Source organism: Streptomyces roseolilacinus (assembly GCF_014649335.1).
GTDB classification, from domain to species: Bacteria; Actinomycetota; Actinomycetes; order Streptomycetales; family Streptomycetaceae; genus Streptomyces; species Streptomyces roseolilacinus.
Map to the genome: position 1 here is coordinate 52,790 of NZ_BMSV01000015.1, position 23,291 is coordinate 76,080.

Annotated in this window: 20 protein-coding genes; 16 read left to right on the top strand and 4 right to left on the bottom strand. The window is 73.7% G+C overall.

The window, feature by feature from the left end:
• Positions 1-214 precede the first annotated feature (214 nt).
• From IE106_RS27820 to IE106_RS27845, 6 genes are all read left to right on the top strand, one after another.
• Positions 215-1,558 (top strand): nitrate/nitrite transporter, encoded by a 1,344-nt coding sequence (locus IE106_RS27820; protein ID WP_189537990.1) that lies wholly within the window; start codon positions 215-217, stop codon positions 1,556-1,558.
• Between the two features lie 75 nt (positions 1,559-1,633).
• Positions 1,634-2,782 carry a uroporphyrinogen-III synthase gene (locus IE106_RS27825; RefSeq protein ID WP_189537991.1) on the top strand — a complete coding sequence of 383 codons (1,149 nt, stop codon included), beginning with the start codon at positions 1,634-1,636 and terminating at the stop codon, positions 2,780-2,782.
• A gap of 253 nt (positions 2,783-3,035) precedes the next feature.
• The gene (locus IE106_RS27830; RefSeq protein ID WP_189537992.1) at positions 3,036-3,695 is read left to right on the top strand and encodes a CGNR zinc finger domain-containing protein; all 660 of its coding nucleotides are present in this window, start codon (positions 3,036-3,038) and stop codon (positions 3,693-3,695) included.
• A gap of 170 nt (positions 3,696-3,865) precedes the next feature.
• Positions 3,866-6,172 carry a HelD family protein gene (locus tag IE106_RS27835; RefSeq protein WP_189537993.1) on the top strand — a complete coding sequence of 769 codons (2,307 nt, stop codon included), beginning with the start codon at positions 3,866-3,868 and terminating at the stop codon, positions 6,170-6,172.
• 328 nt (positions 6,173-6,500) lie between these two features.
• On the top strand, positions 6,501-7,925 hold the full coding sequence (locus tag IE106_RS27840; protein ID WP_189537994.1) for an NAD-dependent malic enzyme: 1,425 nt from the start codon (positions 6,501-6,503) through the stop codon (positions 7,923-7,925).
• 339 nt (positions 7,926-8,264) lie between these two features.
• Positions 8,265-8,546: an HU family DNA-binding protein gene (locus IE106_RS27845; RefSeq protein ID WP_023588435.1), complete on the top strand. Its 282-nt coding sequence runs from the start codon at positions 8,265-8,267 to the stop codon at positions 8,544-8,546.
• 342 nt (positions 8,547-8,888) lie between these two features.
• Here IE106_RS27845 and murA read toward each other — a convergent pair whose 3' ends face one another.
• Positions 8,889-10,229, bottom strand: a complete 1,341-nt coding sequence (gene murA / locus IE106_RS27850; RefSeq protein WP_189537995.1) for a UDP-N-acetylglucosamine 1-carboxyvinyltransferase — start codon at positions 10,227-10,229, stop codon at positions 8,889-8,891.
• 275 nt (positions 10,230-10,504) lie between these two features.
• Between murA and IE106_RS27855 the strand changes: the two genes are divergently transcribed.
• The 9 genes from IE106_RS27855 (at position 10,505) to IE106_RS27895 (ending at position 22,002) form a co-directional block, all read left to right on the top strand.
• Entirely contained in the window at positions 10,505-11,065 is a 561-nt protein-coding gene (locus IE106_RS27855) for a YqgE/AlgH family protein (protein ID WP_189537996.1), read from the top strand.
• A gap of 30 nt (positions 11,066-11,095) precedes the next feature.
• On the top strand, positions 11,096-11,383 hold the full coding sequence (locus IE106_RS27860; RefSeq protein ID WP_023588437.1) for a DUF3039 domain-containing protein: 288 nt from the start codon (positions 11,096-11,098) through the stop codon (positions 11,381-11,383).
• A 259-nt stretch (positions 11,384-11,642) separates the two neighbouring features.
• Entirely contained in the window at positions 11,643-13,319 is a 1,677-nt protein-coding gene (locus IE106_RS27865) for a beta-N-acetylhexosaminidase (RefSeq protein ID WP_189537997.1), read from the top strand.
• 247 nt (positions 13,320-13,566) lie between these two features.
• Entirely contained in the window at positions 13,567-14,460 is an 894-nt protein-coding gene (locus IE106_RS27870; RefSeq protein ID WP_189537998.1) for an FAD binding domain-containing protein, read from the top strand.
• Entirely contained in the window at positions 14,457-16,244 is a 1,788-nt protein-coding gene (locus IE106_RS27875) for a 2Fe-2S iron-sulfur cluster-binding protein (protein ID WP_189537999.1), read from the top strand. The genes IE106_RS27870 and IE106_RS27875 overlap by 4 nt, the downstream gene beginning before the upstream one ends.
• Positions 16,241-18,562 (top strand): xanthine dehydrogenase family protein molybdopterin-binding subunit, encoded by a 2,322-nt coding sequence (locus IE106_RS27880; protein WP_189538000.1) that lies wholly within the window; start codon positions 16,241-16,243, stop codon positions 18,560-18,562. Before IE106_RS27875 ends, IE106_RS27880 begins: the two co-directional genes overlap by 4 nt.
• Positions 18,563-18,750: 188 nt before the next feature.
• Positions 18,751-19,176 carry a hypothetical protein gene (locus IE106_RS27885; protein ID WP_189538001.1) on the top strand — a complete coding sequence of 142 codons (426 nt, stop codon included), beginning with the start codon at positions 18,751-18,753 and terminating at the stop codon, positions 19,174-19,176.
• Between the two features lie 8 nt (positions 19,177-19,184).
• A complete protein-coding gene (locus IE106_RS27890; RefSeq protein WP_189538002.1) occupies positions 19,185-21,344 on the top strand; it encodes a DUF6571 family protein in 2,160 nt (719 codons plus the stop codon).
• Positions 21,345-21,348: 4 nt separating this feature from the next.
• Positions 21,349-22,002 (top strand): hypothetical protein, encoded by a 654-nt coding sequence (locus IE106_RS27895; protein ID WP_189538003.1) that lies wholly within the window; start codon positions 21,349-21,351, stop codon positions 22,000-22,002.
• 67 nt (positions 22,003-22,069) lie between these two features.
• On the opposite strand, the gene IE106_RS27900 is transcribed toward IE106_RS27895, so the two are convergent.
• From IE106_RS27900 to IE106_RS27910, 3 genes are read right to left on the bottom strand one after another with little or no spacing between them, the layout of a single operon-like run.
• The gene (locus IE106_RS27900) at positions 22,070-22,255 is read right to left on the bottom strand and encodes a hypothetical protein (RefSeq protein WP_189538004.1); all 186 of its coding nucleotides are present in this window, start codon (positions 22,253-22,255) and stop codon (positions 22,070-22,072) included.
• Positions 22,252-22,440, bottom strand: coding sequence for a hypothetical protein (locus tag IE106_RS27905; RefSeq protein ID WP_189538033.1), 189 nt, complete (start codon positions 22,438-22,440; stop codon positions 22,252-22,254). The genes IE106_RS27900 and IE106_RS27905 overlap by 4 nt, the downstream gene beginning before the upstream one ends.
• Positions 22,437-22,775: a hypothetical protein gene (locus IE106_RS27910; protein ID WP_229840858.1), complete on the bottom strand. Its 339-nt coding sequence runs from the start codon at positions 22,773-22,775 to the stop codon at positions 22,437-22,439. Before IE106_RS27910 ends, IE106_RS27905 begins: the two co-directional genes overlap by 4 nt.
• Before the next feature lie 168 nt (positions 22,776-22,943).
• Between IE106_RS27910 and IE106_RS27915 the strand changes: the two genes are divergently transcribed.
• Positions 22,944-23,204, top strand: coding sequence for a GntR family transcriptional regulator (locus IE106_RS27915; protein ID WP_229840860.1), 261 nt, complete (start codon positions 22,944-22,946; stop codon positions 23,202-23,204).
• Positions 23,205-23,291: the final 87 nt, after the last annotated feature.

A 23,291-nucleotide genomic window follows, 5' to 3' on the forward strand; every position in this document is an offset into this window, starting at 1 on the left:
CCCTCACCAGGCGCCCTCACGCCCGCGCCGGGCGCCCCGCGCCCTCACGCCCTCGCCGGGGCGCCCCCGTGTCCGCGCCGGGGCGCTCACACCGTGCCCGACCGCCGGGTGAGAGCAAGGTTTCCGTCCGGTCACCTCAGATGACCGGGCTGAAACGCGGCCTCCCTAGCGTCGGTCCCGACGGGTTCAGGGATCGACACGGTGGAGGTGCGCGATGGGCGGACGATGGATCCAGGAGTGGGATCCCGAGGACGAGACCTTCTGGAGGGACAAGGGCGAGCGCGTCGCCAACCGCAACCTCCTCTTCTCCGTGATCTCCGAGCACATCGGTTTCTCCATCTGGACGCTGTGGTCCGTGATGGTGCTGTTCATGGGCCCCGAGTACGGCATCGACCCGGCCGGGAAGTTCTCCCTGATCGCGGTCGCCACGCTGGTCGGCGCCGTCATCCGCGTGCCGTACACCTTCGCCGTGGCCCGTTTCGGCGGCCGCAACTGGACCGTCTTCAGCGCCCTGCTGCTCCTGCTGCCGACCGGCGCCGCCTTCGCGGTGATGGAGCCGGGCACGTCGTACACGACGTTCCTGCTCGTCGCCGCGCTCACCGGCGTCGGCGGCGGCAACTTCGCCTCGTCGATGACGAACATCAACGCCTTCTTCCCCCTCCACCGCAAGGGCTGGGCCCTCGGCCTGAACGCCGGGGGCGGCAACATCGGCGTGCCCGTGGTCCAGTTGGCCGGCCTCGCCGTCATCGGCACCGCCGGCGCCGCCCACCCCCGGATCGTCCTCGGCGTCTACATCCCGCTGATCGTCGTCGCCGCCGTGTGCTCCGCGCTGTTCATGGACAACCTCGCGCCGGTCAGGAACGACACCGGCGCCGTCAAGGAGGCCGTGCGCGACGCCCACACGTGGATCATGGCGTTCCTGTACATCGGCACCTTCGGGTCGTTCATCGGCTACAGCTTCGCCTTCGGGCTCGTCCTGCAGACCCAGTTCGGGCGGACCCCGCTCCAGGCCGCGTCGCTGACCTTCCTCGGCCCGCTCCTCGGCTCGCTGATCCGGCCCGTCGGCGGCTCCCTCGCCGACCGGTACGGCGGCGCCCGCATCACGCTGGGCACCTTCGCCGCGATGGCCGTCGCGACCGGCGTCGTCGTCTACGCCGCGCTCGCGGAGTCGCTGGCGGTCTTCCTCGTCGGGTTCACCGCCCTGTTCGTCCTCAGCGGCCTCGGCAACGGCTCCACGTTCAAGATGATCCCGGCGATCTTCAGGGCGAAGGCGTACGCCTCCGGGCTCGGCGGCGAGGAGGCCGACGCGTACGGCCGCCGCCTCTCCGGCGCCGCCATGGGCCTGATCGGCGCGGTCGGCGCGGTCGGGGGCCTCGGCATCAACCTCGCCTTCCGCCAGTCCTTCCAGACCGCGGGATCCGGTACGTCGGCCTTCGTCGCCTTCCTCGTCTTCTACGCGGTGTGCATCGCCGTGACGTGGGCGGTATACCTTCGCAGGACGGCCGCGACCGTCGCGGAGGTACCGGCACAGCGACAGCTCAGCTACTCCGAGGTGTGATCGCACATGGTCCGTAACGGCGGGGAAACGTCAGCGAACCCGGCCTGTCACGCATCCTTGCCAGGCTCGGACGTCATGCACGAGCAGCAGCAGGAGAACGGCCCCCTCGCGGGCTTCACGGTCGGCGTCACCGCGGCCCGCCGCGCGGACGAGTTGGGCGCGCTGCTTCAGCGCCGGGGCGCGGCGGTCCTGCACGCCCCGGCACTGCGGATCGTGCCGCTCGCCGACGACGCGGAACTCCTCGAGGCGACCAGGGAACTCGTCGGCCGCGCCCCGGACGTCGTCGTGGCCACGACGGCGATCGGCTTCCGCGGCTGGCTGGAGGCCGCCGACGGCTGGGGGTACGGGGAGGAACTGCTCGCCTGTCTGGGGCGGGCGCGGGTCCTCGCCCGGGGCCCCAAGGTGAAGGGCGCCGTACGGGCGGCCGGGCTGACCGAGGAGTGGTCGCCCGCCATGGACTCGATGGCCGAGGTCCTCGACCGGCTCCTCGAACAGGGCGTCTCCGGCCACCGCGTCGCCCTCCAACTGCACGGCGAGCCGCTGCCCGGCTTCGTGGAGGCGCTGCGGGACGCCGGCGCGGAGGTCGTCGTCGTCCCCGTCTACCGGTGGATGCCGCCCGAGGACCTGGGCCCCCTGGACCGGCTCCTCGACGCGACCGTCGCCCGCGCCCTGGACGCGGTGACGTTCACCAGCGCTCCCGCCGCCGCGTCCCTCCTGGCCCGTGCCGAACACCGCGGGCTCCTCCCCGGTCTGCTGGACGCCCTGCGCCACGACGTCCTCGCCGCCTGCGTCGGCCCGGTCACCGCCGTACCGCTGCAGAGCCACGCCGTGGACACCGTCCAGCCGGCCCGCTTCCGGCTCGGCCCGCTGGTGCAGGTCCTGTGCCAGGAGCTGCCGGCCAGGGCCCGCACCCTGCCCGTCGCGGGCCGCCGCATCGAGATCCGCGGCCACGCGGTGCTGGTCGACGGGGAGTTGCGGCCCGTGCCGCCGGCCGGGATGTCCCTGCTCCACGCCCTGGCCCGCCGCCCCGGCTGGGTCGTCCCCCGCGCCGAGCTGCTGCGCGCCCTGCCCGGCGCGGGCCGCGACGAGCACGCCGTGGAGACCGCCATGGCCCGCCTCCGCGCGGCCCTGGGCGCCCCGAAACTGATCCAGACGGTCGTCAAGCGCGGCTACCGCCTGGCCCTGGACCCCGCCGCCGAGACGACGCTCCAGGCCGGCGAGTAGGGGCCCGCGCCCACGCCCCGCCCCGGACGCGGGGCGTCCCGCCGTGGTGCCCGCCGGCGGCAGCGGCCTCCCGGGAGTCCCGGGCGCGGGGCGCCGTCCGTCGCGCCCACCCTCGTGCACGCGTGACCTGCGCCGTTCGGCGCGGCCTGCCCACGCCGTTCAGCGCGGCCTGCCCGCGGGGTTCCGGCGAGGGGGTGGTCGGGGCAGGCTGGGGGGCGGAGCGGTGGGCGGTGACCCGAGGGGGCGACGGGGCGTGGAGGGTGGGCGGAGGTTCGACGCCGGGCGGTGGTGCCTGGAGTTGCTGGACGAGCCGGTCGCCGGCCCCGAGGGGCTCGCGCGGTGGCTCGTCGGGTGCGGCCTCGTGCCCGGGGGCACGCCGCTGACGGCCGTGGACGACACCTGGGTGGAACGTTTCGCCGAGCTGCGCGGCCACATCGACGTCCTGGTCCGCGCCGAGCTCGCCGGCCGCGCCCCGGCCGCCCCACCCGCCCCACCCGCCCCGCCTGCCTCGGCCGCCCCGCCTGTCCTGGCCGTCCTGCCCGTCCCACCCGTCCCGGCTGCCCTGGAGCGGCTCAACGGCCTCGCGGCCGCCGCCGCGCCCCCCGCCCCGCGTGCGGTGCCCGGCGCCGACGGGCGGCTCGTGCGGGTCCTCGACGCCCCGCCCGGCTGCGGCGCCCTGCTCGCCGTCCTCGCCCGCGACGCCGTCGACCTGCTCACCGACCCCTGGGCGCGGGCGCGGCTGCGCCAGTGCGAGGGCGACCACTGCCACCGCGTCTACCTCGACACCTCCCGCGGCGCGCGCCGCCGTTGGTGCTCCAGCGAGACCTGCGGCAACCGCGAGCGCGTCGCCCGCCACCGCGCGCGTACGGGACGCGGGCGCGACGCCTCCGGGGAGACCTCCACGCCGCGTTGAGGGGTTCGGCTCCGGCCCGCGCCCCGCGGAGGGGCGAGCCGGCCGGGGAGGGCGGCCACCGGTGCCGCCCGGCACGTCCGCGGCGGCCCCGCCGGGAGGGCCCGACTGACAGCGGGGCGAACGTGGCGTACCCTCGACGGCTGCCCAGTGCACGTCAGAAGGGGGCCACGGTGGCCGCGCAGGAAGCCGTCGACTCGGTACGGGACCGTGAGGTCGCGGTGGAGCAGGACCACCTGGACCAGGTGTACCGCCGTCTCGAGGAGAAGATCCACGAGGCGGAGTTCCTCATGCACGACGCCGCCCAGCGCGGCCAGGTCGGGACGCCCGGCGCGCTCGCCGAGCGGGACGCGCAGGTGTTCCGCGCCGGCGTCCACCTCAACCGCCTGAACAGCGAGTTCGAGGACTTCCTCTTCGGCCGCATCGACCTCCTGAGGGGCAAGGACGGCAAGAAGGGCCCCGACGGCGCGTACACCTCCGTCGAGCCCGCCGACGACGCCGTGCGGCCCGACGGCACCGCCGAGATCGCCGAGACCCTCCACATCGGCCGCATCGGCGTGCTCGACGCCGACTACAGCCCGCTCGTCATCGACTGGCGCGCCCCCGCCGCGGCGCCGTTCTACCGGGCCACGCCCGTCGACCCGGGCCGCGTGGTGCGCCGCCGCGTCATCCGCTCCAAGGGCCGCCGCGTCCTCGGCGTCGAGGACGACCTGATGCGCCCGGAGCTGATCGCGACGCTCGACGGCGCCGAGCTGCCCGTCATCGGCGACGGCGCCCTGATGGCCGCGCTGGGCCAGGCCCGCAGCCACACGATGCGCGACATCGTGTCGTCCATCCAGGCCGAGCAGGACCTCGTCATCCGCGCGCCCGCCGCGTCCGTCACGTACGTCGAAGGCGGCCCCGGCACCGGCAAGACCGCCGTCGCCCTGCACCGCGCCGCGTACCTGCTCTACCAGGACCGCCGCCGGTACGCCGGGGGCATCCTCATCGTCTCGCCGACGCCGCTGCTCGTCGCCTACACCGAGGGCGTCCTGCCGTCGCTCGGCGAGGAGGGCCAGGTCGCCATCCGCGCCGTCGGCAGCCTCGTCGACGGCGTCGAGGCCACCGCGTACGACGACCCGGCCGTCGCCCGCGTCAAGGGCTCCTCCCGGATGCTGAAGGTGCTGCGCAAGGCCGCCCGCGGCGCCCTGGAGCGGGGCGAGGCCCCCGACCGGCTGCGCGTCGTCGCCTTCGGCCGGCGTATCGAGCTGGAGGCCGAGGAACTGCGGCGCATCCGCCACGCGGCCCTCGGCGGCACCGCGCCCGTCAACCTGCTCCGCCCGCGCGCCCGGCGCCTCGTCCTGGACGCCCTGTACGCGAAGTCGGGCGGCGCCGCCCGCCAGACCGACCCGGAGCTCGCCGCCGAGCTGCGCTCCTCCTTCGACGAGGACGTCACCTCGGAGGACTCCTTCACCGCGTTCCTGGACGCCTGGTGGCCCGAGCTGACCCCGCGCGGCGTGCTGGCCGCGATGGCCGACGAGAAGCGCCTGGGCCGCTGGGCGCGCCGCGTCCTCAACCCCGGCGAGGTGCGCCGCCTGGCCCGCTCGCTGCGCCGCGACGCGTACTCCGTGCACGACGTGGCCCTCCTCGACGAGCTGCAGACGCTGCTCGGCGCCCCCGCCCGACCGCGCCGCAGACGGGAGCTGGACCCGCTGGACCAGCTGACCGGCCTGGAGGAGCTGATGCCGGTACGGGAGGAGTCGCAGCGCGAACGGGCCGAGCGGCTGGCGCAGGAGCGCACCGAGTACGCGCACGTCATCGTCGACGAGGCGCAGGACCTCACGCCCATGCAGTGGCGCATGGTCGGCCGCCGCGGCCGGCACGCCACGTGGACGGTCGTCGGGGACCCGGCGCAGTCGTCCTGGTCGGTCCCGGACGAGGCCGCGGAGGCGCGCGACGAGGCCCTGGGCACCCGCCCGCGCCGCCGCTTCACCCTCACGGTGAACTACCGCAACCCCGCCGAGATCGCCGAGCTGGCCGCGAGGGTCCTGGCCCTGGCGATGCCCGGCGCCCAGTCGCCGCGCGCGGTGCGCTCCACGGGCGTGGAGCCCCGTTTCACGGCCGTGGGCGACCGGGACCCCGCCGAGGTCGTCCGGGAGGAGGCGCGCCGCCTGCTGGAGCGCGTGGACGGCACCGTGGGCGTCGTGGTCGCCATGAACCGGCGGGAGCAGGTGGCGGGCTGGCTGGCCGGCCTGGACTCCGACGCCCCCCTGGGCGAGGGGGGCCGGGGGAGGGTCGTGGTGCTGGGCAGCCTGGAGGCCAAGGGCCTGGAGTACGACGCGACCGTGGTCGTCTCGCCGGCCGAGATCGCCGACGAGTCCCCGGCCGGCCTCCGGGTGCTGTACGTGGCGCTGACCCGCGCCACGCAGCAGCTGACGGTCGTCGCCGGGCGGCGCGACGAACCCGACGAGGCGGGGGTTCCGGATCTGCTGCGCGACTGAATCCCGGAGGGTTTGTTAGCCTGGTGGTGACACCGGCTCGATCCAAGCCCCCGGGCCCAACCTTCGTCGCTGCGAGCGACCACTTGCCGCGAGGCGAGCATGGCGGGTCGGTGTCACTGAACGCGAAGCGGGTCCGCGCCATCCGAGGTGATGGCGCGGACCCGCTTCCTTTTTGCCTCACGTCTCTCGTATGGTGGAAAAGAATTTCCGAAAACAAAACGACCGTATTACCTCCTACCGGCAGGTAGGTGCGACGATCGGAAGGCCCCGCACGGCCCGTGCCGTGCCGGGGCGGCAGCGAAGCTAGGGAAAGCAGAGGAAGTCGGCCATGGCAACGGCGCCCAGCGTCTCGTACTCGATGACGGTCCGGCTGGAGGTGCCCGCGAGCGGAACAGCGGTCTCCCAGCTCACCACGGCCGTGGAGTCCTCCGGCGGCTCCGTCACCGGCCTCGACGTGACCGCGTCCGGCCACGAGAAGCTGCGGATCGACGTGACCATCGCGGCCACCTCGACCGCGCACGCCGACGAGATCGTCGGCAAGCTGCGCGGCATCGAGGGCGTCACCCTCGGCAAGGTCTCGGACCGTACGTTCCTCATGCACCTCGGCGGCAAGATCGAGATGGCGTCGAAGCACCCCATCCGCAACCGCGACGACCTGTCCATGATCTACACGCCGGGCGTCGCCCGCGTGTGCATGGCCATCGCCGAGAACCCCGAGGACGCCCGCCGCCTCACCATCAAGCGCAACTCCGTCGCCGTCGTCACGGACGGCTCCGCCGTGCTCGGCCTCGGCAACATCGGCCCGAAGGCCGCGCTGCCGGTCATGGAGGGCAAGGCGGCGCTGTTCAAGCGGTTCGCCGGGATCGACGCCTGGCCGATCTGCCTGGACACGCAGGACTCCGACGCCATCGTCGAGATCGTCAAGGCCATCGCGCCCGGGTTCGCCGGCATCAACCTGGAGGACATCTCCGCGCCCCGCTGCTTCGAGATCGAGGCGCGGCTGCGGGAGGCCCTCGACATCCCGGTCTTCCACGACGACCAGCACGGCACCGCGATCGTCGTCCTCGCCGCCCTCACCAACGCCCTGCGCGTCGTCGGCAAGGCCGTCGGGGACGTCCGCGTCGTCATGTCCGGCGCCGGCGCCGCCGGTACGGCCATCCTGAAGCTGCTCATCGCGGCGGGCGTCAAGCACGCGGTCGTCGCCGACATCCACGGCGTCGTCCACGCCGGCCGCGAGGACCTGGTGGACGCCGCACCGGAGTCCCCGCTGCGCTGGATCGCCGACAACACCAACCCCGAGGGCGTCACCGGCACGCTGAAGGAGGCCGTGCGCGGCGCCGACGTCTTCATCGGCGTCTCCGCCCCGAACGTCCTCGACGGCGACGACGTGGCCGCCATGGCCGACGACGCCATCGTGTTCGCGCTCGCGAACCCGGACCCCGAGGTCGACCCGGCCGTCGCCCGCCAGACGGCCGCCGTGGTGGCCACCGGCCGGTCGGACTTCCCGAACCAGATCAACAACGTGCTGGTGTTCCCGGGCGTGTTCCGCGGCCTGCTCGACGCCCAGTCGCGTACGGTCAACACCGACATGATGCTCGCGGCGGCGACCGCCCTGGCGGACGTCGTCACCGACGAGGAACTGAACCCGAACTACATCATCCCGTCGGTCTTCAACGACAAGGTCGCGGGTGCCGTGGCCGGTGCCGTACGCAACGCGGCGAAGGCCGCCGCGGCGGACGCGAAGCCGCTCTGAGGCCGCTCACGGGGTGTGACGGTACGCACGGTCACGCGGCGCCCGGCGCGTCGCGGACCGTGCCCTTCCGCGTCCACCCGTAGGGTTGCGGTTCGTCTCCGGGACGCCTCCGCGCGGGCCGCCGCGCAGCCGACCGGACGTCATCAGGACGGGGCTGTGGCGCTTTTCGTGTGACTCCGGAGGGCGCCGGATTGGCTTTCCCGCCGCTGGTGGGGGCAGGATGCGTATTCGGGCGCGAGGGTCTGACGGCAGACCCGGGTCCGAGCACTGTCCTAGGGCCCTGGCAGCATCGGCTTCGATCTCACGCCTCACAGGCAAGAAGAACACGGGAGTAACAACATGAACCGCAGTGAGCTGGTGGCCGCCCTGGCCGACCGCGCCGAGGTGACCCGCAAGGACGCCGACGCCGTGCTGGCCGCGCTCGCCGAGACCATCGGTGAGGTCGTCGCCAAGGGTGACGAGAAGGTCACCATCCCCGGCTTCCTGACCTTCGAGCGCACCCACCGTGCCGCTCGCACCGCTCGTAACCCGCAGACCGGCGAGCCGATCAACATCCCGGCCGGTTACAGCGTGAAGGTCTCCGCGGGCTCGAAGCTCAAGGAAGCCGCCAAGGGCAAGTAAGCCCCCACAGGCGTGTGAAGAGGGCGGCCACCCCCACGGGGTGGCCGCCCTTCTCTTCGCCCGCGTACGGCCCCTCCCAGGGCCTTCACGCGGCATATGCACGACGACGGCCCCCCGTTCACCACGGGGGGCCGTCGTCGTCACGAACGCAAGGTGACGCTCCGTCAGAAAGCCGTCACGCCCGGGGACGTGGCCGTCGGCCGGGGGCCGCTCGGGGTGGCCGTCAGACGGTCTGTGCGCCCGGCAGCTCGACCTTCGCGCCCAGCACCACCAGCTTCTGCATGCCGTGCTGTCCCGGGGGCGACCCCCGGACCCCCGGCCGGGGGCCGCTCGGGGTGGCCGTCAGACGGTCTGTGCGCCCGGCAGCTCGACCTTCGCGCCCAGCACCACCAGCTTCTGCATGAAGTTCTCGTAGCCGCGGTTGATCAGGTCGATGCCGTGGACGCGCGAGGTGCCCTGGGCGGCCAGGGCGGCGATCAGGTACGAGAAGCCGCCGCGCAGGTCCGGGATGACCAGGTCGGCGCCCTGGAGCTTCGTCGGGCCCGACACGACCGCGGAGTGCAGGAAGTTCCGCTGCCCGAAGCGGCAGTCGGAGCCGCCCAGGCACTCCCGGTAGAGCTGGATGTGCGCGCCCATCTGGTTCAGCGCCGACGTGAAGCCGAGCCGCGACTCGTACACCGTCTCGTGGACGATCGACAGGCCCGCGGCCTGCGTCAGGGCGACCACCAGCGGCTGCTGCCAGTCGGTCTGGAAGCCCGGGTGCACGTCCGTCTCCAGGGCTATCGCGTTCAGCGAGCCGCCCGGGTGCCAGAAGCGGATGCCCTCGTCGTCGATCTCGAAGGCGCCACCCACCTTCCGGTACGTGTTGAGGAAGGTCATCATCGAGCGCTGCTGCGCGCCGCGCACGTAGATGTTGCCCTCGGTCGCCAGCGCCGCCGACGCCCAGGACGCCGCCTCCAGGCGGTCCGGGAGTGCGCGGTGGGCGTAGCCGCCCAGCTTGTCGACACCGGTGATCCGGATCGTCCGGTCGGTGTCCATCGCGATGATGGCGCCCATCTTCTGCAGGACGCAGATGAGGTCCTCGATCTCGGGCTCGACGGCCGCGTTGGAGAGTTCCGTCACACCCTCCGCCAGCACGGCCGTCAGCAGTACCTGCTCGGTGGCGCCCACCGACGGGTACGGCAGCCGGATCTTCGTGCCGCGCAGCCGCCGCGGCGCCTCCAGGTACTGGCCGTCGTCGCGCTTCTCGATCCGCGCGCCGAACTGCCGCAGCACCTCGAAGTGGAAGTCGATCGGCCGTCCGCCGATGTCGCAGCCGCCCAGACCGGGGATGAACGCGTGCCCGAGCCGGTGCAGCAGCGGGCCGCAGAACAGGATCGGGATGCGCGAGGAACCCGCGTGGGCGTCGATGTCGGCGACGTTCGCGGACTCGACGTGCGTCGGGTCCATGACCAGCTCGCCCGGCTCGTCGCCGGGGCGGACGGTCACGCCGTGCAGCTGGAGCAGGCCGCGGACCACCCGCACGTCACGGATGTCCGGAACGTTGCCCAGCCGGCTGGGCTCGCTGCCGAGCAGTGCGGCGACCATCGCCTTGGGCACGAGGTTCTTCGCGCCGCGGACGCGGATCTCGCCCTCCAGCGGGGTGCCGCCGTGGACAAGCAGTACATCGTCTGTGCCGGTCATGTATCTCGCGTTCCGGATGTGGTCGGGCAGGGGCCAGGGAAAAGCGTAAAGGGCGTTCGCCCCTGCCCCGTAAGGCGGCGGGGGCGCGGGGCGCGCGGGGGAGCCGGCGCGGCACCCTGAGTTCCCCGGCCCTCGCGGAGGGTCACCGTCCGTTTCCGTGCCGGGGCGCGTACGGGGCGTGTCCGGAGCGTACGGAACCCGCCACGCGCCGGGGGGTTCGGCCGGACCGCTCCCCGCACCCCCCGTGCGGGCCGAAGATGCGGGATCATGTGTCCATGACGGAGGTGTCCTCGCTCGCGGGCCGGCTGCTCGTCGCCACCCCCGCGCTGGCCGACCCGAACTTCGACCGCGCGGTGGTGCTGCTGCTCGACCACGACGACGAGGGTTCCCTCGGCGTGGTCCTCAACCGCCCCACGCCGGTCGACGTGGGCGACATCCTGGAGCCCTGGGCGCCGCTCGCCGGCGAGCCCGGCGTGGTCTTCCAGGGCGGTCCCGTCTCCCTCGACGCGGCGCTCGGCCTCGCCGTGATCCCCGGCGACGAGGGCCCCCTCGGCTGGCGCCGGGTGCACGGCGCGATCGGCCTCGTCGACCTGGAGACCCCGCCCGAGCTGCTCGGTCCCGCCCTCGGCTCGCTGCGGATCTTCGCCGGGTACGCGGGCTGGGGGCCCGGCCAGCTGGAGGACGAGTTGGGCGAGGGTGCCTGGTTCGTCGTCGAGTCCGAGCCCGGCGACGTGTCGTCCCCGCAGCCCGAGAACCTGTGGCGGGCCGTCCTGAGGCGGCAGCGCAGCGAACTCGCCATGATCGCGACGTACCCGGACGACCCGAGCCTGAACTGAAGCGGTGCCGGGTGAGTACCCTTGGCGGTTATGAGCACTCTCGAGCCCGAGCGCGGGGCAGGTACGGGGACCCTCGTAGAGCCGACGCCGCAGGTGTCGCACGGCGACGGAGACCACGAGCGCTACGCCCACTACGTCCAGAAGGACAAGATCATGGCGAGTGCCCTCGACGGCACTCCCGTCGTCGCCCTGTGCGGCAAGGTCTGGGTCCCTGGCCGCGACCCCAAGAAGTATCCGGTCTGCCCGATGTGCAAGGAGATCTACGAGTCCATGGGCGCGGGCGGCGACAAGGACAAGGGCGGCAAGGACAAGAAGTAGGCCCCCGGGCCCGCGGTCCTTCCCGCGACAGGCCCCCGGCGCGGTCGTCGAGCGCGCCGCGTGCCCGCCGTGCCCCGTGCACGCGAGCCGCGCGGCGACGCGCCGGCCGTGCCGGGGGCCTTCGCCGTGTCCGCGCCCCGCTCCGGTGGCCGGCTTCCGACCCTTGCCCGGGGTGCGGGGCGGACCCTAGGCTCCTTCCGGTTGCCGTATGCGAAACGCCCGTTGCGCAGGATGCAACGACCGGAGGGCTGCTGACGTGATGGACCTCATTCCGGCGCCCGCGTCCCACACCCCGGACCCGGGCCGCCCCGGCGCCGTCCTCGACACCCGTACGGTCCTCCGCGCCGCGCCCGGCACGCAGACGGCCGAGCGCTGGCTGCGCGCCACGCTCGGCGCCGCCTTCGCCCTGCCCCTCCACCCCGCGCCCCCCGCCGACGCGCCGCCCGCCACCCCGTCGCCCGCCACCCCGCCGCCCCCGCGCGGCGCCGTCGTCCGCCTCCGCCTCGACGGCGCGCTCGGCCCGGAGGCGTACCGGCTCACCGTCGCCGACGGGACCGTGGACATCACCGGCGGCGATCCGGCCGGGGTCTTCTGGGGCGCCCAGACCCTCCGCCAGCTCCTGGGCCCCGACGCCCACCGCCGCGCCCCCGTCCGCCCCGGCGCGCCCCTCGCCCTGGCCGCCGTGCGGATCGCGGACCGCCCCCGGTTCGCCTGGCGCGGACTGCTCCTCGACGTGGCGCGGCACTTCCTGCCCAAGGACGACGTGCTGCGCCAGATCGACCTGCTCGCCGCGCACAAGCTGAACGTCCTCCACCTGCACCTGACCGACGACCAGGGCTGGCGCCTGGAGATCCGCCGCCACCCGCGCCTCACCGGGGTCGGCGCCTGGCGGGCCCGCACCAAGCGCGGCCACCGCGCCTCCCCGCTGTGGGACGACACCCCCCACGGCGGCCACTACACGCAGGACGACGTCCGCGAGATCGTCGCGTACGCCGCCGAGCGGCACATCCGGATCGTCCCCGAGATCGACATCCCCGGCCACTCGCAGGCCGCCATCGCCGCGTACCCGGAACTCGGCAACACCGACGTCGTCGACACGGCCGCCCTCGGCGTCTGGGACACCTGGGGCGTCAACCCGAACGTCCTCGCCCCCACCGAGGCCGTCCTCCGCTTCTACGAGGACGTCCTCGACGAGGTCCTCGACCTGTTCCCGGCCGCCACCTCGCCGTTCGTCCACATCGGCGGCGACGAGTGCCCCAAGGGGCAGTGGCGCGCCTCGGCCACCGCCCAGGCCCGCATCCGGGAGCTGGGGGTCGGCGACGAGGACGGCCTGCAGGCGTGGTTCGTCCGGCACTTCGACCGCTGGCTCGCCGACCGCGGCCGCCGCCTCATCGGCTGGGACGAGATCCTGGAGGGCGGCCTCGCCCCCGGCGCGGCCGTCTCCTCCTGGCGCGGGTACGCCGGCGGGATCGCCGCCGCCGAGGCCGGCCACGACGTCGTCATGTGCCCCGAGCAGCACGTCTACCTGGACCACCGCCAGGACGGCGGCCCCGACGAGCCCGTGCCCATCGGGTACGTCCGCACCCTGGAGGACGTGTACCGCTTCGAGCCCGTGCCGCCCGGCCTCTCCGCCGAGGCGGCCGCGCACGTCATCGGCACCCAGGCCAACGTCTGGACCGAGGTCCTCGACAGCCGCTCCCGCGTCGACTACCAGACCTTCCCGCGCCTGGCCGCCTTCGCCGAGGTCGCCTGGTCCACCACCCTGCCCGCCCCCGCGGAACGCGACTTCGACGGCTTCGCCCGGCGAATGGGCGCGCACTACCGGCGCCTTGACGCACTGGGGGTCGACTACCGGCCGCCCACGGGCCCCTCGCCGTGGCAGCGGCGCCCCGGAGTCGTCGGACGCCCGATCGAGGGCCCGCCCCCGAACGTGTGACTCCACCGCGCCGGGCGCCCCGGCGCGCCCCGACGCACCCGTACCGGCAAAGGTTCGCAAAGCGGACCATCCGCCCAGTCCTGGGAGGTCACGGGAGGTCGCGGGCGGATCAGTCCTTCGCGGACCCTCGCGTCGCCCGTCCCCGAAGATGTGCCACAGTTTCCACGTCCGGGCTGTGAGCACGTACGGTACGGCAACACAGGCGGGACGGCCGGGACAGCCGGGACACCGGGAAGGGGCAGCTGGGTTGACCACGCACGCACCGAGGACGGCGCACTCCGTCACGCTGCCGACCTCGCTCGACGAGGCCGTGGCGGCACTCACCGCCATGCCCGCCGCCGTGCCCGTCGCCGGTGGCACGGACCTCATGGCCGCGGTCAACAAGGGCCGGTTGCGCCCCGCCGGCCTGGTCGGCCTCGGCCGCATCAACGAACTGCGCGGCTGGCAGTACCAGGACGGCCACGCCCTCCTCGGCGCCGGCCTCACCCACGCCCGCATGGGCCGCCCCGACTTCGCCGCCCTCATCCCCGCCCTGGCCGCCGCCGCGCGCGCCGCGGGACCGCCGCAGATCCGCAACGCGGGCACCCTCGGCGGCAACATCGTCACCGCGGCGCCGACCGGCGACTCGCTGCCCGTCCTGGCCGCCCTGGAGGCCGACCTCGTCCTCGCCGGCCCGGCCGGCGGCCGCGAGGTCCCCGTCTCGCACCTGCTCGCCGGCCGCGCGATGCTCGAACCGGGCGAACTGGTCGCCTTCGTCCGGGTGCCGCTGCTGCACGCCCCGCAGGTGTTCCTCAAGGCCACCGGGCGGACCGGCCCGGGACGCGCCCTCGCCTCCGTCGCCGTCGTCCTGGACCCGGCGCGGCGCGCGGTGCGCTGCGCGGTCGGGGCGATCGCGCCGATGCCGCTGCGCCCGCTGGAGGCCGAGCACTGGATCGCCTCGCTCGTCGACTGGGACGGCGAGCGGGGGCTGGCGCCGGAGGCCCTGGTGGCGTTCGGCGAGTACGTCGCGGCGGCCTGCATCCCGGACCAGCCGCCGGCCGCCGAGGGCGAGGAACCGCCCCCGCTGCCGCCCGCCGTACTGCAACTGCGCCGCACGGTGTCCGTGCTGGCCCGACGAGCACTGGGGAGGGCTCTGTCGTGACCACCGACGAGACCGGCAACGAGGAACGGGCACGGGGCGGCGGATGGCAGCCGACGCCGCAGGGGGAGTACGACGGCGAGGCCACGGCGTTCGTCCACCTCCCGCCCGACGTCGGCCTGGACGGCATCCCGCTGGAGGCGCCGGGCCACGGCTACGTGCCGCCGCACATCGCGGACCCGCACGCCACCGCCCAGTGGAACTTCCAGCCCGCCCCGGACGCCGAGCACCCGCCCGCCCCGGGCCCCGCCCACCTGACGGGCCAGTGGACGATCCCGGTCGCGCAGGGGGAGTTGCCCGAGGAGTCGGGCGAATACCGGATGGACACCCGGCAGTTCGGCACCACGCCGGGGTACGCCCCGGAGTACGGCGGACCGCAGCCGGAGTATGCGCCGGAGCAGACGCCCGCGCACGGCACGCCCGCCCACGGCACGCCGATCCCTGGAACGCCCGCCCACGGCACGCCGATCCACGGGACCCCCCCGTACGGCACGCCGGTCCACGGCGCGCCCGCGCACGGCACGCCCGCCTACGGGCCGGGCCACGCCCCCGAGGCCCCCGCGCACGCGCCCGACCACGCGCCCGCGCCCGACCACGCGCCCGCGCACGAGGCGGCCGCTTCGGCGCCGGCCGCCCACCCACCGGTCCACCCGCAGGCCCCGGAAGCCCCCGCGCCCGCGCCGGGGCCCGCCCCCCTCGGCGTGCCGGCCTGGGCGGACGGCAGCGCCCCCGCGACGTTGCCGGGCGGCGCCCCGGCGCCCTGGGCGGTCACCCCGCCGCAGCACCAGGCGGAGGCCCCGTACGCGCCCTCCGCCGCGCCGGAGGACCGGGCCGACGCCCCCGCCGAGCCGGCTCCCGACCAGGCGGACGACGTCCCCGCGGCGGACGGCGTCCCCACGGCCGACGCGACGGACGGCGCGGCCGGTGACGGCCCCGGCGCCCCCGCCCCCGCCGCCGAGCCGGCCCCCGAGCCGGAAGCGGCCCCCGCCGCCGACCACGCCCCGCCCGCCGACGCCCCCGTCCAGGAGGCGCCCGCCCAGGACGCCCCCGCCCCGGCACCGGCGGACCAGGCGACGCCCGACCAGCCGACTCCCGACCAGGCAGCCACCGACCCGACGACGGTCACCGACCCCGCGGCCGGCGACCCCGCAGCCGCCGACCCCGCGGCCGAGGCGGCCGAGCCCGCCCCCGACCCGGCGGGGAACGACGAACACCCGCACATCTCGTACGTCCTGCGCGTCAACGGCGCCGACCGCCCCGTCACCGACGCGTGGATCGGCGAGTCCCTGCTGTACGTGCTGCGCGAGCGCCTCGGCCTGGCCGGCGCGAAGGACGGCTGCTCGCAGGGCGAGTGCGGCGCGTGCAACGTCCAGGTCGACGGCCGCCTCGTCGCCTCCTGCCTGGTGCCCGCCGCGACCGCCGCGGGCAGCGAGGTCCGTACCGTCGAGGGGCTGGCCGCCGACGGCGAGCCGTCCGACGTGCAGCGCGCCCTCACCCGCTGCGGCGCCGTCCAGTGCGGCTTCTGCATCCCCGGCATGGCGATGACCGTGCACGACCTGCTGGAGGGCAACCACGCCCCCAGCGACGTGGAGGCCCGCCAGGCCCTGTCCGGCAACCTGTGCCGCTGCACCGGCTACCAGGGCGCCCTCAGAGCCGTACGCGAGGTCGTCGCGGAACGCACCGCCGGGAAGCCGGGAGCGGCCGGCGCCGGCGCGGCCGACCAGCGCGACCCCGAGGTCCGCATCCCGCACCAGGTCCCCCACCCGCACGACGGAGGCACGGCGTGAGCAACGACGCGGCCACCGCCATCCCGGCGGTCGACGCTCCCCGACAGGAGCAGGAGCAGGAGCAGCCCGTCCGCGGGCTCGGCGCGTCGCTGCCGTCGGCCGACGCCCGCGCCAAGGCGGAGGGCACCTTCCCGTACGCCGCCGACCTGTGGGCCGAGGGCCTCCTGTGGGCGGCGATCCTGCGCTCCCCGCACGCGCACGCCCGCATCCGGTCCATCGACACGTCCGCCGCGGCCGCGATGCCCGGCGTACGGGCCGTGGTGACGCACGCGGACGTCCCGGGGGACTCGGCGTACGGCCGGTCCGTCGCCGACCGCCCCGTCTTCGCCGCCGACGTGGTCCGCCACCACGGCGAGGCGATCGCCGCGGTGGCCGCGGACCACCCCGACACGGCCCGGCTCGCGGCGGCGGCGATCATCGTCGACTACGAGCTGCTGGAGCCGGTCACCGACCCGGAGCAGGCGTTCTCCGCCCCGCCGCTGCACCCGGACGGCAACCTGATCCGCCACATCCCGCTCCGCTTCGGCGACCCGGACGCCCTCGGCGAGGTGATCGTCGAGGGCCTGTACCGCATCGGCCGCCAGGACCCGGCGCCCATCGGCGCGGAGGCCGGCCTCGCGGTGCCCCGCCCGGACGGCGGCGTCGAGATCTACACGGCGTCCACCGACCCGCACACCGACCGCGACCTGGCCGCCGCCTGCTTCGGCCTGCCGCCGGAGCAGGTGAAGGTCGTCGTGACGGGCGTGCCGGGCGCGATGGGCGACCGGGAGGACCCCGGCTTCCAGATCCCGCTCGGCCTGCTGGCCCTGCGCACGGGCGCGCCGGTGAAGCTCGCCGCGACCCGCGAGGAGTCGTTCCTCGGGCACGGCCACCGCCACCCGACGCTCCTGCGCTACCGCCACCACGCGGACGCGGAGGGCCGCCTGGTGAAGGTGGAGGCGCAGATCCTCCTCGACGGCGGCGCGTACGCGGACGCCTCGTCCGACTCCCTCGCGGCGGCCGTCTCCTTCGCCTGCGGCCCGTACGTCGTCCCGCACGCCTTCGTCGAGGGCTGGGTCGTCCGTACGAACAACCCGCCCGCCGGGCACGTGCGCGGCGAGGGCGCGATGCAGGTGTGCGCGGCGTACGAGGGCCAGATGGACAAGCTGGCGGCGAAGCTGGGCCTGGACCCGGCCGAGCTGCGCATGCGCAACGTCCTCGCGACCGGTGACCTCCTGCCGACGGGCCAGACGGTGACGTGCCCGGCGCCGGTCGCCGAACTCCTGCAGGCCGTACGGGAGTACCCCCTGCCGCCGCTGCCGGTGGACGCCTCGGAGGAGGACTGGCTGCTGCCGGGCGGCCCGGAGGGCGCGGGGGAGCCGGGCGCGGTGCGGCGGGGCGTCGGCTACGCGCTGGGCATGGTGCACATGCTGGGCGCCGAGGGCCGGGACGAGGTGTCGACCGCGACGGTGAAGGTCCAGGACGGCGTGGCGACGGTGCTGTGCGCCGCCGTGGAGACCGGCCAGGGCTTCTCGACGCTGGCCCGCCAGGTCGTCCAGGAGGTCCTGGGCGTGGAGGACGTGCAGGTCGCGCCCGTGGACACGGACCAGCCGCCGGCGGGCCCGGCGGCGCACGGCCGCCACACGTGGGTGTCGGGCGGCGCGGTGGAACGCGCGGCGAAGATGGTGCGCACGCAGCTGCTCCAGCCGCTGGCGCACAAGTTCGGCATGTCGACGGAGCTGCTCCAGATCACGGACGGCAAGATCACGTCGTACGACGGCGTCCTGTCCACCACGGTGGCGGAGGCGCTGGAGGGCAAGGAGCTGTGGGCGACGGCGCAGTGCCGCCCCCACCCGACGGAGCCGCTGGACGAGGCCGGGCAGGGCGACGCGTTCGTGGGCCTGGCGTTCTGCGCGATCCGCGCGGTCGTGGACGTGGACGTGGAGCTGGGCTCCGTACGGGTCGTCGAACTGGCCGTCGCGCAGGACGTGGGCCGCGTCCTGAACCCGGCCCAGCTGCTCACCCGCATCGAGGCCGGCGTCACCCAGGGCCTGGGCGCGGCCCTCACCGAGAACCTCCGCACCCCGCGCGGCCTGGTCCGCCACCCGGACCTGACGGGCTACGCGCTGCCGACGGCACTGGACACGCCGGACATCCGCGTCGTGAAGCTGGTCGAGGAACGCGACGTGGTAGCCCCCTTCGGCGCGAAGGCCGCGAGCGCCGTCCCGGTGGTCACCTCCCCGGCGGCCATCGCCTCGGCGGTCCGCGCCGCGACGGGCCGCCCCGTCAACCGCCTCCCCATCCGCCCCCAGTCCGCGGTGGTCCACCCCACCCCGTGACCGTCCCGGCGCGCGGCCGGACCCGTTCGGGTGACCACCCGCCGGCCCGGCCCGCGCACGGATCCGGCCGGTGCCCGCGCGGTTCCGGTCAACCGTGCCGCGACACCACGCCGGTGGGCGGGGAACCCTGCGGGCCCCGCCCGTGAGGGCTCCTAGGGTGGATACCTCCAGATGATCAAGGGGGGCGGATGTCGTTCGAGGAAGAGTGGAACGACCTCAAGCAGGCGGCGGCACAGCGCCAGACCGGTATGAGGCTCAACCAGCTCGCGCCCGAAGCGGGAGGCGGCGGCGGCACGGCGGACCTGAAGTCCGCGCCGGTGCGGAAGCGGAAGTTCGCCAACACGATCGAGACCCAGCTGGAGAAGCCCACGCGTCAGGCGGGGGACACCGTGGACGAGTCGATGGGCGCCGCCGCGCGGGCCTTCGCCGGCTGGGACACGGCCGTCGGCCTGAAGAAGTCCCACGAGAAGTGGGAGGACCAGGTCAACCGCCTCGTGGGACGTCTGGTGACGAACAAGACCCAACTGCGCAACGCGGCCACACAGCTGGGGAACACCGACATCGACGTCGGCCACAGCCTGCGGCGGCCGCAGTCGAACATCTCGGGTCTGTAGGGAGAGGCGTGCCGACTTACCAGCAGATCCTGGAGATGGACTTCTCCGTCCTCACCAGCGCCGCGGACGGCTGGAAGAGCACCGCGGCCAAGTACAAGTCGCTCGCGGACGTCTTCGACGAGGGGGTGCGCAGCCTCTCCGTCGGGACCGACTGGCGCGGGGAGAGCGCCAACGCCTCCCTCCAGCCGCTGGGCGTGACGAGCCAGGAGTACGCCGCGGCGCAGAGGGAAGCCCGCGCCATGGAGTCCCTCCTCCGCGACGCCCACGGCACGTTCGTGCGGCTGAAGGCCCAGCTCAAGTCGGCCGTGGCCGACGCCGTCGCCGCCGGCATGAAGGTCTCGGAGGGCGGCGTCGCGTCGTACGACTTCAGCAAGGTCGACGCCGCCACGGCGAACAGCGTCCGCCACCAGCCGGACCTCCGCGAGGTCGAGCAGTCCTACACCAGGAACATCACGAACGCGGTGAAGGCGGTCAACGACTTCGACGAGTACGTGAAGCGCGCCCTGATCAGCGAGACCGCGTCGGACGGCACCTCGCCCTTCGGGTTCAACGCCAGGCCGGTCGGTGACATCGAAGCCGCGGCCGCCACCGGCCTCGCCGAGAAGATCCGTTCGGGGAAGGCGACGCCCGCGGAGCTTCAGGAGTTCAGGAACCTCGTCCGCCAGAACTCCGGTGACAGGCACTTCAGCGAGGCGTTCCTGCATGCGCTGGGCGCCAAGGAGACGGTGCTGCTGTCCGACCAGATGAACCTGGCGGCGCACGAGCGCGGGGCGTCCGCGAGCGACCGGAAGCTCTACGAGTCCATCAACGCGGGCCTCGCCTCGACGGTGGCCTCCGGAACGAAGGACCCGAACAGCTACGCGTACCGGCCGTTCGTCGACGGCCTCAAGGCCTTCGGTGACGACACGTGGGGCGGGACCACCCCCCTGCACGGGTACCAGGCGCTCGCGACCCTGATGTCGCACGGTGAGGGCTACGGCAAGCAGTTCCTCAACGAGGTGGGCGACGGAATCATCGCGACGGAGAAGGCCAACCCCCATATCTGGGACCACGCCTACGACGTCGAGCGCCCCAACCTCGTGACCGACCCCCTGGACGGCCTGCTGAAGGTCATGGGCAAGGACCCGGCCGCGGCCGAGTACTTCCTCGACCCGGCCGCGGAGGGGAACAAGAACGACCACCTCAAGTACCTGCTCACCGAACGCGAGTGGAGCACCTCGTACACGGCGCCGCTGTACGGGGCGCCGAAGGAGCTCGAGGACCCGGACCGGGCGTCGGGCCTCGGCGCCGCCATCCAGGCCGCCGCGACGGGCCACGAGCCCGGCGAGAAGCTCGGCCCTCCCGGCCCCCACACCGAGGGCCAGGCCCGCGTGATGCACGAAGCGATCCGCCTGCTGGACAAGGACACGGGCGGCGACGAGTTCCCCAAGCACCTGGAGAACCTCCGCCAGCCGATGGCCAGGGCGCTTGTGGACTACGTGGCGGACACGCATCAGATCCTGGGCGGACAGGAATCCCATCTTGGGGGCGTCGGTGGCAGCGAGTCCATCCATGTGGACGGGGACAAAGCCCATTTGGCCGTTGGCCAAGCGAGTCTGGTCCGGGTGATGCGAGGGATTGCCGATGATGCGCCGGCCTTTGCGCTCGTCTGTGAAGCCGAACGGGCTTTCGCGGCTCATGAATTGGCCACCACCCGATCTTTCCAGGGTGACCCACTACATGGGGAGAGTGCGCAATGGAACACCCGCGCTTCGGACATAGGAGCGGCCCTCGGTGCCCTCAACGGCATCGGAGCCGATGTCTACGTGGACAAGCAGGCCGACAAGGAACAGTGGGCCGATCAGGTATCCACCTATTCGGCTGCCGGAGCCAACGGGCTCGTCGGTGAGATCCCCATCGTGGGGTCTGTCGCCGGTGCGTTGATTGACGTCACCGCGTTCGACTGGGCCGAGGATGTCAAGGAGTCAGCCGAGCAGCAGGGTAAGAAGGATTCCAGCGGCAACTACGCCAGTGGCATGGACGGAGCGAACGCGCTGGTCGGCGCGTGGGGCGAACAACGAAAGGTCGATCACCTTAATGCCTTTGACGAGGCCCAGGACAAGCTGCGGGAGGGTTTCACCTCCGGACGCCTCGCAGCCACGGCACACCTACGGCAAGGGGGGTCGTAGATCCGTGCGGCGGTTCGTCGGGCTTGTCCTGTGTGCCGCGCTCGCAGTTACTTCGTGTACCGGCGGTGGCGCTGAAAACCCTCAGGCAGATGACGAGAATCCGTGCCGAGTCGCGGACTCCTCGAACGAGGAGCGGTTGCTCCGGGCGCTCCTGGGTGGCGGATCAGTCGAGACCATCGTCTACAACACCCCGATGGACGTGGGAGCGCGACTGAGGAAGAACCTGCTCGGTTCGGGTGGTGCCAAGGCGACTCCTTACGTATACGGGTGCTCTTTCGCGCAGGATTCACGTCTGGACGACGGTGAAATACGGCTCGGCTTTTCTTGGGTGTCTCGTGACGATCCGTATGAGAAGGAGAAGTCGCCTTCCCCAAGCCGACGGTTCGACGTCAGCGGGACGCTCGGGGAGAGCGGCGGCAATTACTCGAAGCTCTATTTGCGGTGCGACCTGCCCGGCGACCTTGGGCCGCCCTCCGAACGTGTACTTCTGCGTGCCCGCGCGTCGAACACTTCGAACTCCGAGCAGAAGGGCAGCGAGGAGGCGATGAAGCAGCATCTGGCGTTTCTGTACCTCATGACACAGCGGGTGACAGCCGCGCTGGCGTGTGAGAACAAGCCCCTCCAGGGCGACCCCGTGGTGAAGCCCGTCAAGGGGTGAGCGGGGGCGACGACGCGCCCCCGGACGGGGCCTTCCTCCTGCGATGGGAGGGAGGCCCCGCCTCGGTTCAGTCGGTGTGGCAGGCGCAGGTGCAGGTGATGGAGAAGAACGGGTGCTCGTCGGGGCCGGGGGAGTCGGACTCGTACACCTCCATGGGGGTGCAGGGCTCGTGCTCGCCCGACTCGCACTCCTGCGTGCGGCCGGACTGTCTGGCGCCGGCGGCGATCTGCCCCTTGGTGCGTCCGGGCCTCATCGCTCGCCGTCCAGGAGGTCGAGCACGTCGGGGACCGGTGGGAACAGTGGCGCGCAGGCGGGGCACGCGTAGACGTTGAAGCCGGGTCCGCTGGCGGAGTGGACCTCGGACACCACGACGGGCTCGTCCGTGATCCGGTCGCACCGCACGCACATCCGGACCGGCTTCCGTGCCGACGGGCTCACCGCGGGACCCCCGCCCCGTGCAGGATCCGCGTGTCCAGGTCGATGCCGAAGTCCGCCGCGAGGAGGAGGGTGAGCCTTCGCCTGGCCTGGTTCTCCCGGCGTTCGTGCGCCAAGAGGTAGGGGCGGACGAGGGGTGAGGCGTGGCCGTCGAGCGGTTCGGCCGACCCGTACGGGGAGCGGAGTCGTGGGAGGCCCGCGCGGGGGGCTTCCCGCCGGGTGGGGGTGTCGGTGATGCCGGGGGTGGGGGTGGGCCGGCCGGCGCCCGCCCGCCTTCGGCCGGAACCGGGGGCGAGTAAGCCCAGCAGCAGGCGCACCAGGGTGGGGATAATGCTCACTGTCGACGCTCCTAGAACAGCGTTGGCCATGCCCCGGGAGTCCTGGCCGACTCGCCGGGGTCTTCTGTGCGCCAACGTAGCCGATGTCGAAAGTTGTCGGCAGCGGTAGACAGTGGTTGACAGTTGTTGGTGATGCACGGCCGTTGCTGGACGTTTACGTTCGCTTCCGTGACGGAGAAGATCAACCCCGGTGCGGCCGCCTACCACTACGAGCAGCTCGCGAACATCCTGGAGCGCAAGATCAGGAGCGGAGCGTTCGCCCTCGGCTCCCGGCTTCCCGGAGAGATGCTCCTGTCCCAGGAGTACGGCGTGGGCTCCAACACGGTGCGTCGGGCCCTCGACATCCTGCGCGAGCGGAAGCTGGTCGTGACCGTGCGGGCGAGGGGCTCGTTCGTGGTCGAGGAACTGCCCGGTTCCTCCGAAGGGTGACCGGCGCACACCCGCGGCGTACCGGGGGATGAGTTCCGGGGCTCCGGCCGGTCTACCCGTGTGAGAGCACACGGAGGGAAGGAGCCC